The organism is Janthinobacterium sp. 1_2014MBL_MicDiv (genome assembly GCF_001865675.1).
Lineage (GTDB): Bacteria > Pseudomonadota > Gammaproteobacteria > Burkholderiales > Burkholderiaceae_D > Janthinobacterium.
The window spans coordinates 1,603,931-1,617,171 of sequence record NZ_CP011319.1; the positions used below are offsets into that span (position 1 = coordinate 1,603,931).

A 13,241-nucleotide genomic window follows, 5' to 3' on the forward strand; every position below is an offset into this window, starting at 1 on the left:
GACGGGTTATTAGAATTTAGGCTACTATGCGTCGCAAACTCGTCGTCGGAAATTGGAAAATGAACGGCAGTCGCACCTCGAACGCGGTGTTATTGTCTGAAATAGTCGCTGGCCTGGCTGCCTCTGGCGCCGCCAGCGCCGTCTGCGTGCCTGCACCGTACCTGGCGCAGTGCCAGGCGCAATTGGCAGGCTCGGCTCTTGCATGGGGTGGGCAGGATGTTTCCGCCCACGCCGGCGGCGCCTACACGGGCGAAATCTCGACCGCCATGCTGCAGGATTTTGGCTGCAGCTATGTGGTGATCGGGCATTCCGAGCGCCGCGCCTACCATGGCGAGAGCGATGCGCAGGTCGCGGCCAAGACGGTCGCCGCGCTGGCGGCAGGCATCACGCCTATCGTCTGCATCGGCGAAACGCTGGCGCAGCGTGAAGCGGGCCAGACCGACGCGGTCGTGGCGCAGCAGCTGGGCGCCGTGCTGGCGGCGATTGGCGCCGACGACGTGGCCAGGCTGGTGCTGGCGTATGAACCAGTCTGGGCCATCGGCACGGGCAAGACGGCCACGCCGCAGATGGCGCAGGACGTGCATCTGGTGCTGCGCGGCCAGCTGGCAGAAAAGAATGCGGTAGCGGCCGCCGGCGTGCAGATCTTGTACGGCGGCAGCATGAAGCCAGAGAACGCAAAAGAATTGATGGCGATGCCGGATATCGATGGCGGTCTGATCGGTGGAGCAGCATTGAAGGCGGCGGATTTCCTGGCAATTATTCACGCCGCCGATTGAATTAATTTAAACTAAGAATGGAATTGCAATGAACATGATGTTCAATCTGGTAGTGGTGGTACAGGTTATTTCGGCATTGTCGATTATCGCGCTGGTGTTGCTGCAGCACGGCAAGGGCGCCGATATGGGCGCCGCCTTCGGTTCGGGCGCCTCGGGCAGCCTGTTTGGCGCGACCGGTTCGTCGAACTTCATGTCGAAGTCGACGGGCGTTGCCGCCGCGATCTTCTTCGGCGCCACCCTGGCCCTGTCGCTGATGGCCAACCAGCGCGCCACCACGGTGGGCGGCGGCGTGATGGATAAAGTCGTCAAGCCAGTGCCGGTCACCGGCGCGGGCGCGATCCCGACCACGGTGCCTGCGGCGCCAGCGGCCAGCGCTCCGGCAGCGGCGGCTCCGGTTGCCAGCACCCCGGCCGGTGCCATTCCGAAGTAATTCTGCAGTTGCTCGATACCTCATCGAGAGTAATTCTCATTACGGGCAGATTGTTGCTCAATGTTTTAGCAGTGCGGCAGGAAAAATCCCTGGCGCGCTGGAAGATGTAAAAATTTATCGTTTTTATCTGTGTTTTGATGCATTTGTGCATTAACTTTAGCGGCAAAGCAGAGTAGAATACGGGCCTTACCGCCGACGTGGTGAAATTGGTAGACACGCTATCTTGAGGGGGTAGTGGCGCAAGCTGTACGAGTTCGAGTCTCGTCGTCGGCACCAGAAATCAGAAGCCAGCAACGGCGCACGAGCCATGGCTCGTACAAAGTTGCTGGCTTTTTTTACGAGGATGTGTCGTTCGATCCTGGTCTTAGCTTTGATTGGGGTCGTGCGTTAGATACGCTGCAAATGATCGCAGCGTCCTCATTTAACCGATCGTTCAATATAAGCTCATCAATCGTGAACCTCGAAAATTACTTCCCCGTCCTGCTGTTTATTCTTGTCGGCCTCGGTGTCGGCATCGCTCCCCAGCTCTTGGGGCGCCTGTTAGGTCCTAACAAGCCTGACGCAGCAAAACTCTCCCCGTACGAATGTGGCTTTGAAGCATTCGAAGACGCGCGCATGAAATTTGATGTGCGCTACTATCTGGTCGCAATCCTGTTTATTTTGTTCGATCTGGAAACGGCATTCTTTTTCCCATGGGGCGTTGCAATGCGCGACCTGGGCTGGGCCGGTTTCGTCACGATGATGGTGTTCATCGCTGAATTCGTGGTCGGATTTTGGTACATTTGGAAGAAAGGTGCCCTTGACTGGGAATAAGCCATGGCTATTGAAGGCGTATTAAGCGAAGGTTTCATCACCACCTCGGCCGACAAGCTGATCAACTGGGCGCGCACCGGGTCTATGTTCCCGATGACGTTCGGTCTGGCCTGCTGTGCGGTCGAAATGATGCATGTGGGCGCAGCCCGCTACGATATGGACCGTTTCGGCGTCGTGTTCCGTCCGTCGCCGCGTCAGTCCGACGTCATGATCGTTGCCGGTACCCTGTGCAACAAGATGGCGCCGGCACTGCGCAAGGTCTACGACCAGATGGCCGAGCCGCGCTGGGTCATCTCGATGGGTTCCTGCGCCAATGGCGGCGGGTACTACCATTACTCCTACTCCGTGGTGCGCGGTTGCGACCGCATCGTGCCCGTCGACGTGTATGTGCCTGGCTGTCCTCCGACCGCTGAAGCCTTGCTGTACGGCATCATGCAGTTGCAGAACAAGATCAAGCGTACCAGCACGATCGCACGCTAACCGGGCCGCTTCAGATTATGACAACACATTTAGAAGTTTTGCAAAACGCCCTCGGCACTGCCCTGGGCGAACGCGTTAGCACGACCGTCACGCTGGGCGAGGTCACTCTGGTCGTCAAGGCCGAGGACTACCTGGCCGTGATGCAGACCTTGCGCGACGATCCGACCCTGCATTTCGAACAATTGATCGATCTGTGCGGCGTCGACTACTCGACCTACGGCGATGGTAGCTGGGATGGCTTGCGTTACGCGGCCGTTTCGCACTTGCTGTCGGTCAAGCACAACTGGCGCGTGCGCGTGCGCGTGTTCGCGCCGGACGACGACATGCCGCTGCTGCCCTCCGTGGTCGGCATCTGGCGCGCGGTCAACTGGTACGAGCGCGAAGCGTTCGACCTGCTGGGCATCCTCTTCGAAGGCCACAACGACTTGCGCCGCCTGCTGACCGACTACGGTTTCATCGGCCATCCGTTCCGCAAGGACTTCCCCGTCTCCGGCTATGTCGAGATGCGTTACGACCCGGAACAGAGGCGCGTGATTTACCAGCCCGTGACGATCGAGCCGCGGGAAAACGTGCCGCGCGTGATCCGCGAAGAACATTACGGGATGAAATAATGGCTGAGATTAAGAACTACACCCTGAACTTTGGGCCGCAGCATCCGGCCGCGCACGGTGTGCTGCGCCTGGTGCTGGAGATGGATGGCGAAGTCATCCAGCGTGCCGACCCGCATATCGGCCTGCTGCACCGCGCCACCGAAAAGCTGGCCGAACAGAAGACCTACCTGCAATCCGTGCCGTACATGGACCGTCTCGACTATGTGTCGATGATGTGCAATGAACATGCGTACGTGATGGCCATCGAAAAGATGCTGGGCCTGGAAGTGCCGCTGCGCGCGCAATACATCCGCGTCATGTTCGACGAGATGACGCGCATCCTGAACCACCTGATGTGGCTCGGCACCCATGCGCTCGACGTCGGCGCCATGGGCCCGTTCCTGTATTGCTTCCGCGACCGCGAAGACTTGTTCGACGCCTACGAGGCCGTATCGGGCGCACGCATGCACGCGGCCTACTACCGTCCGGGCGGCGTCTACCGCGACCTGCCGGACGCGATGCCGCAGCACAAGGCCTCGATCATCCGCAACGCAAAAGCGATTTCCAAGCTGAATGAAAACCGCCAGGGTTCCCTGCTGGACTTCATCGAAGACTTCGCGCGCCGTTTCCCGAACTCGGTGGACGAGTACGAAACCTTGTTGACCGACAACCGTATCTGGAAACAGCGTACCGTCGGCATCGGCGTGGTCTCGCCCGAAGATGCGCTGGCCATGGGCTTTACGGGCGCCATGCTGCGCGGCTCCGGCGTGCAGTGGGACTTGCGCAAGAAACAGCCGTACGAAGTGTACGACTTGATGGATTTCGACATTCCTATCGGCACCAACGGCGATTGCTACGACCGCTACCTGGTCCGCGTGGAAGAGCTGCGCCAGTCGAACCGCATCATCAAGCAATGCGTGGAGTGGCTGCGCAACAATGAAGGTCCTGTCATGACCAGCAACCGCAAGGTGGCGCCTCCGGGCCGCGTCGACATGAAGACCAACATGGAATCGCTGATTCACCACTTCAAGCTGTTTACGGAAGGTTTCCACGTGCCGCCAGGCGAGGCCTACAGCGCCGTGGAACATCCGAAGGGCGAGTTCGGCGTGTACCTGGTGTCCGATGGCGCCAACAAGCCGTACCGCATGAAACTGCGCGCGCCAGACTACGCCCACTTGCAGTCGCTCGATGAGATGGCGCGTGGGCACATGCTTGCCGACGCCGTGACCATCATCGGTACGCAAGATATCGTGTTCGGCAGTATTGACCGCTAAGAGGCAAAAAGTATGTTGTTATCAGAGCAATGCTATAAGAAAATTGACCGCGAGCTGGCCAAGTACCCGGCCGACCAGCGTCAATCCGCCGTCATGGCCGCGCTGGCCCATGCCCAGGATGAACTGGGCTGGCTGGCGCCGGAAACCATGAAGGAACTGGCCGATTACATCGGCATGCCGGCCATTGCCGTGCAGGAAGTGGCCACGTTCTACAATATGTACAACGTCAAGCCTGTGGGCAAGCACAAGATCACCGTGTGCACCAACCTGCCATGCGCCCTGTCGGGCGGCGTGCGCGCAGCAGACTACCTGAAGCAGAAGCTGGGCATCGATTTCCGCGAAACCACCCCTGACGGCCAGTTCACCCTGGTTGAAGGCGAGTGCATGGGTGCGTGCGGCGATGCGCCTGTCTTGCTGGTCAGCAATAAAACCATGTGCAGCTGGATGTCGAACGAGAAAATCGACGCCATGCTGGAGGAACTCAAGAAATGACGTCACTCCACAACCGCCATATCGATCCATTGATCCTGAAGGATCTGGATGGCAAGAACTGGCATTTGCAAGATTATGTGAACCGCGGCGGCTATAGCGCCCTGCGGCGTATCCTGGAAGAGAAGATCACGCCGGAACAGATCATCGCCGACCTCAAGGCTTCGTCCTTGCGCGGCCGTGGCGGCGCGGGTTTCCCTACCGGCCTGAAGTGGAGCTTCATGCCGCGCCAGTTCCCGGGTCAAAAATACCTCGTCTGCAATACAGATGAAGGCGAACCGGGTACTTTCAAGGACCGCGACATCATTCGTTACAATCCCCATGCGCTGATCGAAGGCATGGCCATTGGCGCTTATGCGATGGGCATCACCGTCGGCTACAACTATATCCACGGTGAAATCTTCCAGGAATACCTGCGTTTCGAAGAAGCGCTGGAAGAGGCGCGCGCCGCCGGCTTCCTGGGTGACAAGATCATGGGCAGCGAGTTCTCGTTCCAGTTGCACGCGCACCATGGTTATGGCGCCTACATCTGCGGCGAAGAAACGGCCCTGCTGGAGTCGCTGGAAGGCAAGAAAGGCCAGCCGCGCTTCAAGCCGCCTTTCCCTGCCTCGTTTGGCCTGTACGGCAAGCCGACGACGATCAACAACACGGAAACCTTCGCGGCCGTGCCATTCGTGCTGAACATCGGTCCAGAGAAATACCTGGCCATGGGCAAGCCGAACAACGGCGGTTCGAAGATCTTCTCGATCTCGGGCGACGTGGAAAAACCGGGCAACTATGAAGTGCCGCTCGGCACCCCGTTTGCGACCCTGCTGGAACTGGCGGGCGGCATGCGCGGTGGCAAAAAGATCAAGGCCGTGATCCCTGGCGGTTCGTCCGCTCCGGTGATCCGCGGCGACATCATGATGCAGACCGACCTGGACTACGACTCGATCGCGAAAGCCGGTTCGATGCTCGGTTCGGGCGCCGTCATCGTGATGGACGAAACACGCTGCATGGTAAAGGCGCTGGAACGCCTGTCCTACTTCTACTTTGAAGAATCGTGCGGCCAGTGTACGCCTTGCCGTGAAGGCACAGGCTGGATGTACCGCATGGTGCATCGCATCGAGCAGGGGCAGGGTCGTCCAGACGACCTGGACATGCTCAACTCGATCGCCGACAACATCCAGGGCCGCACCATTTGCGCGCTGGGCGATGCGGCTGCCATGCCGGTACGGGCCTTCATTAAGAATTTCCGTGAAGAATTTGAATATCATATCGAGCACAAGCATTGCCTAGTGCCCGCATATATCTAAGCTGCGTCAGGTAACGATCACCATGGTTGAAATCGAAATAGACGGCAAAAAAGTCGAAGTCCCTGCTGGTAGCATGGTGATGGACGCCGCCAACAAATTGGGAACCTACATTCCGCACTTCTGCTATCACAAGAAATTGTCGATCGCAGCGAACTGCCGCATGTGCCTGGTCGAAGTGGAAAAGGCGCCCAAGCCTTTGCCCGCTTGTGCGACCCCGGTCAGTGCCGGCATGATCGTGCGCTCCGCCAGCGACAAAGCTGTGCAGGCGCAAAAGTCGGTCATGGAATTCTTGCTGATTAACCACCCGCTCGATTGCCCTATCTGCGATCAGGGCGGCGAATGCCAGTTGCAAGACTTGGCAGTGGGCTACGGCAAGGGCGAATCGCGCTACAAGGAAGACAAGCGCGTGGTACAGCCGAAGGAAGCCGGTCCGCTGGTTTCCATGCAAGAAATGTCGCGCTGCATCCAGTGCACCCGCTGCGTGCGTTTTGGCCAGGAAGTGGCCGGCGTGATGGAGCTGGGCATGATCGGCCGCGGCGAACACTCGGAAATCGTGTCGTTTGTCGGCCAGTCGGTCGATTCCGAACTGTCGGGCAACATGATCGACCTGTGCCCGGTTGGCGCACTGACGTCGAAGCCGTTCCGCTACAGCGCCCGTACGTGGGAACTGTCGCGCCGCAAATCGGTCAGCCCGCATGACGGCCTGGGCGCGAACCTGATCGTGCAAGTGAAAGCTGGCAAGGTCAAGCGCGTATTGCCGCTGGAAAACGAAGCCGTCAACGAGTGCTGGATCTCGGACAAGGACCGTTTCTCGTACGAAGCGCTGGACAGCGCCGAACGCCTGACCACCCCGATGCTGAAGCAGGGCAACGAGTGGAAGGAAGTCGATTGGCAGACGGCGCTGGAATACGTGGCGCACGGTTTGAAAAATATCAAGCACGAGCATGGCGCCGACGCCATTGCCGCGCTGGCAACGCCGCATTCGACCGTCGAAGAGCTGGTTTTGCTGCAAAAAGTGGTTCACGGTCTCGGCAGCGAGAACGTCGACTTCCGCCTGCGCCAGACCGACTTCGCGCTGGACGCCGGCGTGAAGCCATGGCTGGGCATGCCGATCAACGAATTTGGCCAGATCAAGCGCGCCTTCGTCATCGGCTCGTTCCTGCGCAAGGACCACCCATTGCTGGCAACGCGTTTGCGCGCATCCGTCAAGGGCGGCGCCAAGCTGTCGATCCTGCACGCGTCCGACGATGATCAGCTGATCACCATCGCCAACAAGATGATCGTCGCGCCGAGCGACTGGCTGGCAGCCTTGTCGGAAGTGGTCGTCGCTGTTGCCAAAGCGAAAGAAATCGCCGCGCCAGCCGGTTTCGAAGCGATTGCCGCTTCGGACGTGGCCGTTGCGATTGCCGCCAGCCTGATGGCCGGCGACAACGGCGCCGTGCTGCTGGGTAACGCCGCAACGCAACACCCGCAAGCGTCGCAACTGCATGCTGCCGCGCAATGGATCGCCGAACAGACGGGCGCCAAGCTGGGCTACCTGACGGAAGCGGCCAACACGGTAGGCGCGCACCTGGTCGCCAAGCCGCGCGCCAACGTGCAAGCCGCGTTCGCCGCGCCGAAGAAAGCCTACGTGCTGCTGCACGCCGAGCCGGAACTCGACGCCGCCAATCCGCAAGCGGCCCGCGCCGCGCTGGACAAGGCCGAGATGGTCGTGGCGATGTCGGCCTTCAAGCACGGCATGGATTACGCCGATGTCTTGCTGCCGATCGCGCCGTTCGCCGAAACCTCGGGCACCTTCGTCAACTGCGAAGGCCGCGCGCAAAGCTTCAACGGCACCGTGAAACCGCTGGCGGAAACCCGTCCAGCCTGGAAAGTGCTGCGCGTTCTGGGCAACATCCTGGGCCTGGCCGGTTTCGACTACGACACTTCCGAAGCGATCCGCGACGAAGCGTTTGGCGCCGGCGTGACCGACTTGTCGGCACAGCTGAACAACATCGCCAAGAACGCGCCGGAAGCGGCCGTCTACGCACCGGCATCGCCGGCGCTGCAACGCATCGCCGACGTGCCGATCTACTTCGCCGACGCGCTGGTACGCCGCTCCGAACCGCTGCTGCGCACGGTCGACGGCGCCGCGCCGCAAGCGCACCTGTCCCTGGCACTGGCTGAGAAGCTGGGCGTCAAGGCGGGCGACAAGGTCAAGGTAGCGCAAGGCTCCGGCAGCGCCATCCTGGTGGCGGCAATTCATGCCGGCCTGCCAGCCAATGTGGTCAAGGTGTCGGCGGCGCATGCCTCGACGGCTGGCCTGGGCGGCATGTTCGGTGACATCACAGTTGAAACAGCAGAGGGGAAAATCTGATGGCTCTGCCTGAATTTGTAAACGTCATCAACACTACCGGCCAGGATTTGCTGGGCGGCAGCTGGCCTTTCTTCTGGACCTTGATCAAGATCCTGTGCGTGCTGTTGCCGCTGATGGGCCTGGTTGCTTACGCCACCCTGTGGGAGCGCAAGCTGATCGGCTGGATCCAGATCCGCGTGGGCCCGAACCGCGTGGGCCCGCTGGGCTTGCTGCAACCGATCGCCGATGCGCTGAAACTGCTGTTCAAAGAGATCATCATCCCGTCCAAGGCCGCCAAAGGCCTGTTCGTGATCGGCCCGATCATGACCATCATGCCGGCCCTGGCCGCCTGGTCGGTCGTGCCGTTCGGTCCGGAAGCCGTGCTGGCCAACGTCAACGCGGGCTTGCTGCTGCTGCTGGCGATTACCTCGATGGAAGTCTACGGCATCATCATCGCCGGCTGGGCTTCGAACTCGAAGTACTCGTTCATGGGCGCCATGCGCGCTTCGGCACAGATGATTTCGTATGAAATCCCGATGGGCTTCGTGATGGTCATCGTGCTGATGGTCTCGGGCAGCCTGAACTTCATCGACATCGTCGGCGGCCAGCAAATCGGCTACTTCGCCGACAAGGGCGTGAACTTCATGTCGTGGAACTGGCTGCCGCTGCTGCCGATGTTCGTCATCTACCTGGTGTCGGGCCTGGCTGAAGCCAACCGTCACCCGTTCGACGTCGTCGAAGGCGAGTCGGAAATCGTGGCCGGCCACATGGTCGAATACTCGGGCATGGCCTACGCCATGTTCATGCTGGCCGAATACGCCAACATGATCCTGATCGGCGCCCTGGCTTCGATCATGTTCCTCGGCGGCTGGTCCGCACCGTTTGCCTTCCTCGAATTCTGGGGCGGTTTCGGCGGCTTCTTCTGGCTGTTTGCAAAAACCTTCTTCATCGTGTCGGTGTTCATCTGGGTGCGCGGTACTTTCCCTCGCTATCGTTATGACCAGATCATGCGCCTCGGTTGGAAAGTGTTTATCCCGTTGACGCTGGTCTACCTGGTCTTCGTCGCTGCCTGGATGCAGACATCCTGGAATATTTGGAAGTAAGAGAGTGCATACGAATGGATAAGGTAAAAGATTTCTTCAGCAGCCTGTTGTTAGGTGAGCTGATCAAGGGCATGGCGCTGACAGGCAAGTACATGTTTTCGCGCAAGATCACGGTGCAATTCCCGGAAGAGAAGACACCGATCTCGCCGCGTTTCCGTGGCTTGCACGCGCTGCGCCGCTACCCGAACGGCGAGGAACGTTGCATCGCCTGCAAACTGTGCGAAGCGGTTTGCCCGGCGATGGCCATCACGATCGAATCGGAGCAGCGTGACGACGGTTCGCGCCGCACCACGCGCTACGATATCGACTTGACCAAGTGCATCTTCTGCGGTTTCTGCGAAGAGTCCTGCCCGGTCGATTCGATCGTCGAGACGCAAATCCTGGAATACCACGGCGAGAAACGCGGGGATTTGTATTACACGAAAGAGATGTTGCTGGCCGTAGGCGATCGTTATGAAAATGACATCGCCGCTGCGCGCGCCGCCGACGCACCTTATCGCTGATGGATGCGCCGCAGCTGACAAGCTGCGGCGCGCCCCTCGTTCATCTGTACGTCTATTGGGTTTTTTATGGACTTTAAAACAATTTTGTTTTACGCCTTCTCGCTGATTCTGATCATAGCGGCGACGCGCGTCATCACGGCCCGTAATCCGGTCCACGCGGTACTGTTCCTGGTACTGTCCTTCTTTTCCGCAGCGGGCATCTGGATGCTGCTGCAAGCTGAATTCCTGGCCATCGTGCTGGTATTGGTGTATGTCGGCGCCGTGATGGTGCTGTTCCTCTTCGTCGTCATGATGCTCGATATCAATATCGACCGCATGCGCGAAGGCTTCTGGGGCTATCTGCCATTGGCCGCCACGGTCGGCGTGATCATCGTGCTGGAAATGGCTGCCGTGCTGTGGCGTGGTTTCCTCGAGTTCGAGCCGCGCGTGGCACTGGCTGGCGCCAACCTGGGCGGCACCAAGGAACTGGGCATGCTGATCTACACGAAATATGTGTTTGCCTTTGAAATCGCCGCCGTCGTGCTGCTGGTGGCCATCGTTGCCGCCGTCGCATTGACCCTGCGCAAACGCAAGGACACCAAGCATTTTGCTCCGGGCGATGCCGTGCGCGTCAAGCGCAACGACCGTCTGAAGATCATCAAGATGGACGCGGTCGTCGAGCGTCCTGCGGCTGAGCCGGAAGTTAAGGAGGCACCATGACATTATCGCTCACACATTTTTTGGTCCTGGGCGCGATCCTGTTCGCAATCTCGATCGTCGGGATTTTCCTGAACCGCAAGAACATCATCGTATTGCTGATGGCAATCGAATTGATGCTGCTGGCGGTGAATATGAATTTCATCGCGTTTTCCCATTACCTGGGCGACGCGGCCGGTCAGATCTTCGTTTTCTTCATCCTGACGGTTGCCGCCGCTGAGTCGGCTATCGGTCTGGCTATTCTGGTGGTGATGTTCCGTAATCTGGATACCATCAACGTCGAAGACCTGGACAGCCTCAAAGGCTGATGTTTTTCAGACTCGATCTCTCGAATAATAACGATTAAGGTTCATCATGGCGGGGCAACTCCTCAACCCTAACCTCCTTCTTGCCGTACCGCTGGCGCCGCTGGCCGGTGCCGCGATTGCAGGCTTGCTTGGCACCCAGTTCCTGGGTAATTTGGTCGGACGCAAGACGTCGCATACCGCGACGATCCTGGGCGTACTGATCGCGTTCATCCTGTCCTTGCAGACGCTGCTGGCAGTGATGGATGGCGCGACATTCAATGGCACGATCTATAACTGGATGACGATCGGCACCCTGAAGATGGAAGTGGGCTTCCAGATCGATTCGCTGTCGGCGATGATGATGTGCGTGGTCACCTTCGTGTCGCTGATGGTGCATATCTACACGATCGGCTACATGAAGGACGACGAAGGCTACAACCGCTTCTTCGCCTACATCTCGCTGTTCACGTTCTCGATGCTGATGCTGGTCATGGCCAACAACTTCCTGCAACTGTTCTTCGGTTGGGAAGCCGTGGGTCTGGTCTCCTACCTCTTGATCGGTTTCTGGTACCAGCGTCCGACGGCCATCGTGGCCAACATGAAGGCTTTCCTCGTCAACCGCGTGGGCGACTTCGGCTTCATCCTGGGCATCGGCCTGCTGCTGGCGTTTGCCGGCACCATGAACTACCAGGAAGTATTCGCCAAGAAAGACGAACTGGCGCTGCTGACGATGCCGGGCACCGACTGGGCCCTGCTGACCGTGGCCTGCATCTGCCTGTTCATCGGCGCGATGGGCAAGTCGGCCCAGTTCCCGCTGCACGTGTGGCTGCCTGACTCGATGGAAGGTCCTACCCCGATCTCGGCACTGATTCACGCCGCGACGATGGTGACGGCCGGTATCTTCATGGTCTCGCGCATGTCGCCGCTGTTCGAACTGTCCGATACGGCACTGTCCTTCATCCTGGTGATCGGCTCCATCACGGCGCTGTTCATGGGCTTCCTGGGCATCATCCAGAACGACATCAAGCGCGTCGTCGCTTACTCGACCCTGTCGCAGCTGGGCTACATGACGGTGGCGCTGGGTTCGTCCGCGTACTCCGTGGCCGTATTCCACCTGATGACGCACGCATTCTTCAAGGCACTGCTGTTCCTGGGCGCCGGTTCCGTCATCATCGGCATGCACCACGACCAGGATATCCGCAACATGGGCGGCCTGCGCAAGTACATGCCGATCACGTGGATCACTTCCCTGATCGGTTCGCTGGCCCTGATCGGCACGCCGCTGTTCTCCGGCTTCTACTCGAAAGACAGCATCATCGAAGCCGTCGAAGCGACGCACATCTGGGGTGCTGGCTTTGCCCAGTTCGCCGTGCTGGCTGGCGTGTTCGTCACCGCGTTCTACTCGTTCCGCATGTATTTCCTCGTCTTCCACGGCAAGGAACGTTTCGGCCAGGCGCATGCCCACGGTCACGACGACCATCACGCACCGAAAGCGGCCCATGGCGCGCACGGCGATGCGCATGACGACCATCACGAAGAGGAAGAGGACGACCACGGCCACCATGGCCTGGAACCTGGCCAGAAGCCGCATGAATCCCCATTCGTCGTGTGGTTCCCGCTGGTGATGCTGGCGATTCCTTCGTTGATCATCGGCTACCTGACGATCGGCCCGATGCTGCATGGCGATTTCTTCAAGGGCGTGATCTTCGTCGGCGAAAACCATCCAGCAATGGAAGAGTTGTCGCATGAATTCCACGGCGCGATGGCGATGGCGATCCACGGCCTGTCGACCGCACCGTTCTGGCTGGCATTGTCCGGCGTGGTGGCAGCCTACTACTGCTACATGGTCAACCCGCGTGTACCGGCCTGGTTCTTTGCCAAGTTCCACGCGATCCACACCCTGCTGGACAACAAGTACTACATGGACAAGTTCAATGAAGTCGTGTTCGCCGGCGGTGCCCGCTTGCTGGGTAATGGCCTGTGGAACTTCGGTGACAAGAAGCTGATCGATGGCCTGCTGGTCAACGGTAGCGCCAAGGTCGTCGCTTGGCTGTCCTCGCTGTCGCGAGTGCTGCAGACCGGCTACATCTATCACTATGCATTCGTGATGATCCTGGGCGTGCTGGGCTTCCTGATCTATTTCCTGCCATTCTGGCCCGCTAAGTAAGCT

Annotated in this window: 14 protein-coding genes and 1 tRNA gene; all 15 read left to right on the top strand. The window is 59.4% G+C overall.

The window, feature by feature from the left end:
• Positions 1-26 precede the first annotated feature (26 nt).
• On the top strand, positions 27-776 hold the full coding sequence (gene tpiA, locus YQ44_RS07130; RefSeq protein WP_083411685.1) for a triose-phosphate isomerase: 750 nt from the start codon (positions 27-29) through the stop codon (positions 774-776).
• Between the two features lie 28 nt (positions 777-804).
• Positions 805-1,206, top strand: coding sequence for a preprotein translocase subunit SecG (gene secG / locus YQ44_RS07135; protein WP_035820525.1), 402 nt, complete (start codon positions 805-807; stop codon positions 1,204-1,206).
• Positions 1,207-1,397: 191 nt separating this feature from the next.
• Positions 1,398-1,482: transfer RNA gene (locus YQ44_RS07140), tRNA-Leu, on the top strand.
• A gap of 177 nt (positions 1,483-1,659) precedes the next feature.
• A complete protein-coding gene (locus YQ44_RS07145; protein ID WP_071326314.1) occupies positions 1,660-2,019 on the top strand; it encodes an NADH-quinone oxidoreductase subunit A in 360 nt (119 codons plus the stop codon).
• A 3-nt stretch (positions 2,020-2,022) separates the two neighbouring features.
• Positions 2,023-2,499: a NuoB/complex I 20 kDa subunit family protein gene (locus YQ44_RS07150; RefSeq protein WP_010399733.1), complete on the top strand. Its 477-nt coding sequence runs from the start codon at positions 2,023-2,025 to the stop codon at positions 2,497-2,499.
• A 17-nt stretch (positions 2,500-2,516) separates the two neighbouring features.
• On the top strand, positions 2,517-3,110 hold the full coding sequence (locus YQ44_RS07155; RefSeq protein WP_071322785.1) for an NADH-quinone oxidoreductase subunit C: 594 nt from the start codon (positions 2,517-2,519) through the stop codon (positions 3,108-3,110).
• The gene (locus YQ44_RS07160) at positions 3,110-4,363 is read left to right on the top strand and encodes an NADH-quinone oxidoreductase subunit D (protein ID WP_010399731.1); all 1,254 of its coding nucleotides are present in this window, start codon (positions 3,110-3,112) and stop codon (positions 4,361-4,363) included. Before YQ44_RS07155 ends, YQ44_RS07160 begins: the two co-directional genes overlap by 1 nt.
• 12 nt (positions 4,364-4,375) lie before the next feature.
• Positions 4,376-4,855, top strand: a complete 480-nt coding sequence (gene nuoE, locus YQ44_RS07165; protein ID WP_034779513.1) for an NADH-quinone oxidoreductase subunit NuoE — start codon at positions 4,376-4,378, stop codon at positions 4,853-4,855.
• On the top strand, positions 4,852-6,147 hold the full coding sequence (gene nuoF, locus YQ44_RS07170; RefSeq protein WP_010399729.1) for an NADH-quinone oxidoreductase subunit NuoF: 1,296 nt from the start codon (positions 4,852-4,854) through the stop codon (positions 6,145-6,147). Before nuoE ends, nuoF begins: the two co-directional genes overlap by 4 nt.
• A gap of 22 nt (positions 6,148-6,169) precedes the next feature.
• Positions 6,170-8,503, top strand: a complete 2,334-nt coding sequence (gene nuoG, locus YQ44_RS07175; RefSeq protein WP_071322786.1) for an NADH-quinone oxidoreductase subunit NuoG — start codon at positions 6,170-6,172, stop codon at positions 8,501-8,503.
• A complete protein-coding gene (gene nuoH, locus YQ44_RS07180; protein WP_071322787.1) occupies positions 8,503-9,585 on the top strand; it encodes an NADH-quinone oxidoreductase subunit NuoH in 1,083 nt (360 codons plus the stop codon). Before nuoG ends, nuoH begins: the two co-directional genes overlap by 1 nt.
• Before the next feature lie 14 nt (positions 9,586-9,599).
• Positions 9,600-10,088 carry an NADH-quinone oxidoreductase subunit NuoI gene (nuoI, locus tag YQ44_RS07185; protein WP_010399726.1) on the top strand — a complete coding sequence of 163 codons (489 nt, stop codon included), beginning with the start codon at positions 9,600-9,602 and terminating at the stop codon, positions 10,086-10,088.
• Between the two features lie 66 nt (positions 10,089-10,154).
• Complete coding sequence (locus YQ44_RS07190) at positions 10,155-10,787, top strand: NADH-quinone oxidoreductase subunit J (RefSeq protein ID WP_071322788.1); 633 nt, start codon at positions 10,155-10,157, stop codon at positions 10,785-10,787.
• Complete coding sequence (gene nuoK, locus YQ44_RS07195) at positions 10,784-11,092, top strand: NADH-quinone oxidoreductase subunit NuoK (protein ID WP_071322789.1); 309 nt, start codon at positions 10,784-10,786, stop codon at positions 11,090-11,092. The genes YQ44_RS07190 and nuoK overlap by 4 nt, the downstream gene beginning before the upstream one ends.
• A 46-nt stretch (positions 11,093-11,138) precedes the next feature.
• A complete protein-coding gene (nuoL, locus tag YQ44_RS07200; RefSeq protein ID WP_071322790.1) occupies positions 11,139-13,238 on the top strand; it encodes an NADH-quinone oxidoreductase subunit L in 2,100 nt (699 codons plus the stop codon).
• The last annotated feature ends 3 nt before the right edge of the window (positions 13,239-13,241 follow it).

Coding starts and splice junctions, on each gene's coding strand:
- tpiA (WP_083411685.1), top strand. CDS start 27: ATGCGTCGCAAACTCGTCGTCGGAAATTGGAAAATGAACGGCAGTCGC.
- secG (WP_035820525.1), top strand. CDS start 805: ATGAACATGATGTTCAATCTGGTAGTGGTGGTACAGGTTATTTCGGCA.
- YQ44_RS07150 (WP_010399733.1), top strand. CDS start 2,023: ATGGCTATTGAAGGCGTATTAAGCGAAGGTTTCATCACCACCTCGGCC.
- YQ44_RS07155 (WP_071322785.1), top strand. CDS start 2,517: ATGACAACACATTTAGAAGTTTTGCAAAACGCCCTCGGCACTGCCCTG.
- YQ44_RS07160 (WP_010399731.1), top strand. CDS start 3,110: ATGGCTGAGATTAAGAACTACACCCTGAACTTTGGGCCGCAGCATCCG.
- nuoE (WP_034779513.1), top strand. CDS start 4,376: ATGTTGTTATCAGAGCAATGCTATAAGAAAATTGACCGCGAGCTGGCC.
- nuoF (WP_010399729.1), top strand. CDS start 4,852: ATGACGTCACTCCACAACCGCCATATCGATCCATTGATCCTGAAGGAT.
- nuoG (WP_071322786.1), top strand. CDS start 6,170: ATGGTTGAAATCGAAATAGACGGCAAAAAAGTCGAAGTCCCTGCTGGT.
- nuoH (WP_071322787.1), top strand. CDS start 8,503: ATGGCTCTGCCTGAATTTGTAAACGTCATCAACACTACCGGCCAGGAT.
- nuoI (WP_010399726.1), top strand. CDS start 9,600: ATGGATAAGGTAAAAGATTTCTTCAGCAGCCTGTTGTTAGGTGAGCTG.
- YQ44_RS07190 (WP_071322788.1), top strand. CDS start 10,155: ATGGACTTTAAAACAATTTTGTTTTACGCCTTCTCGCTGATTCTGATC.
- nuoK (WP_071322789.1), top strand. CDS start 10,784: ATGACATTATCGCTCACACATTTTTTGGTCCTGGGCGCGATCCTGTTC.
- nuoL (WP_071322790.1), top strand. CDS start 11,139: ATGGCGGGGCAACTCCTCAACCCTAACCTCCTTCTTGCCGTACCGCTG.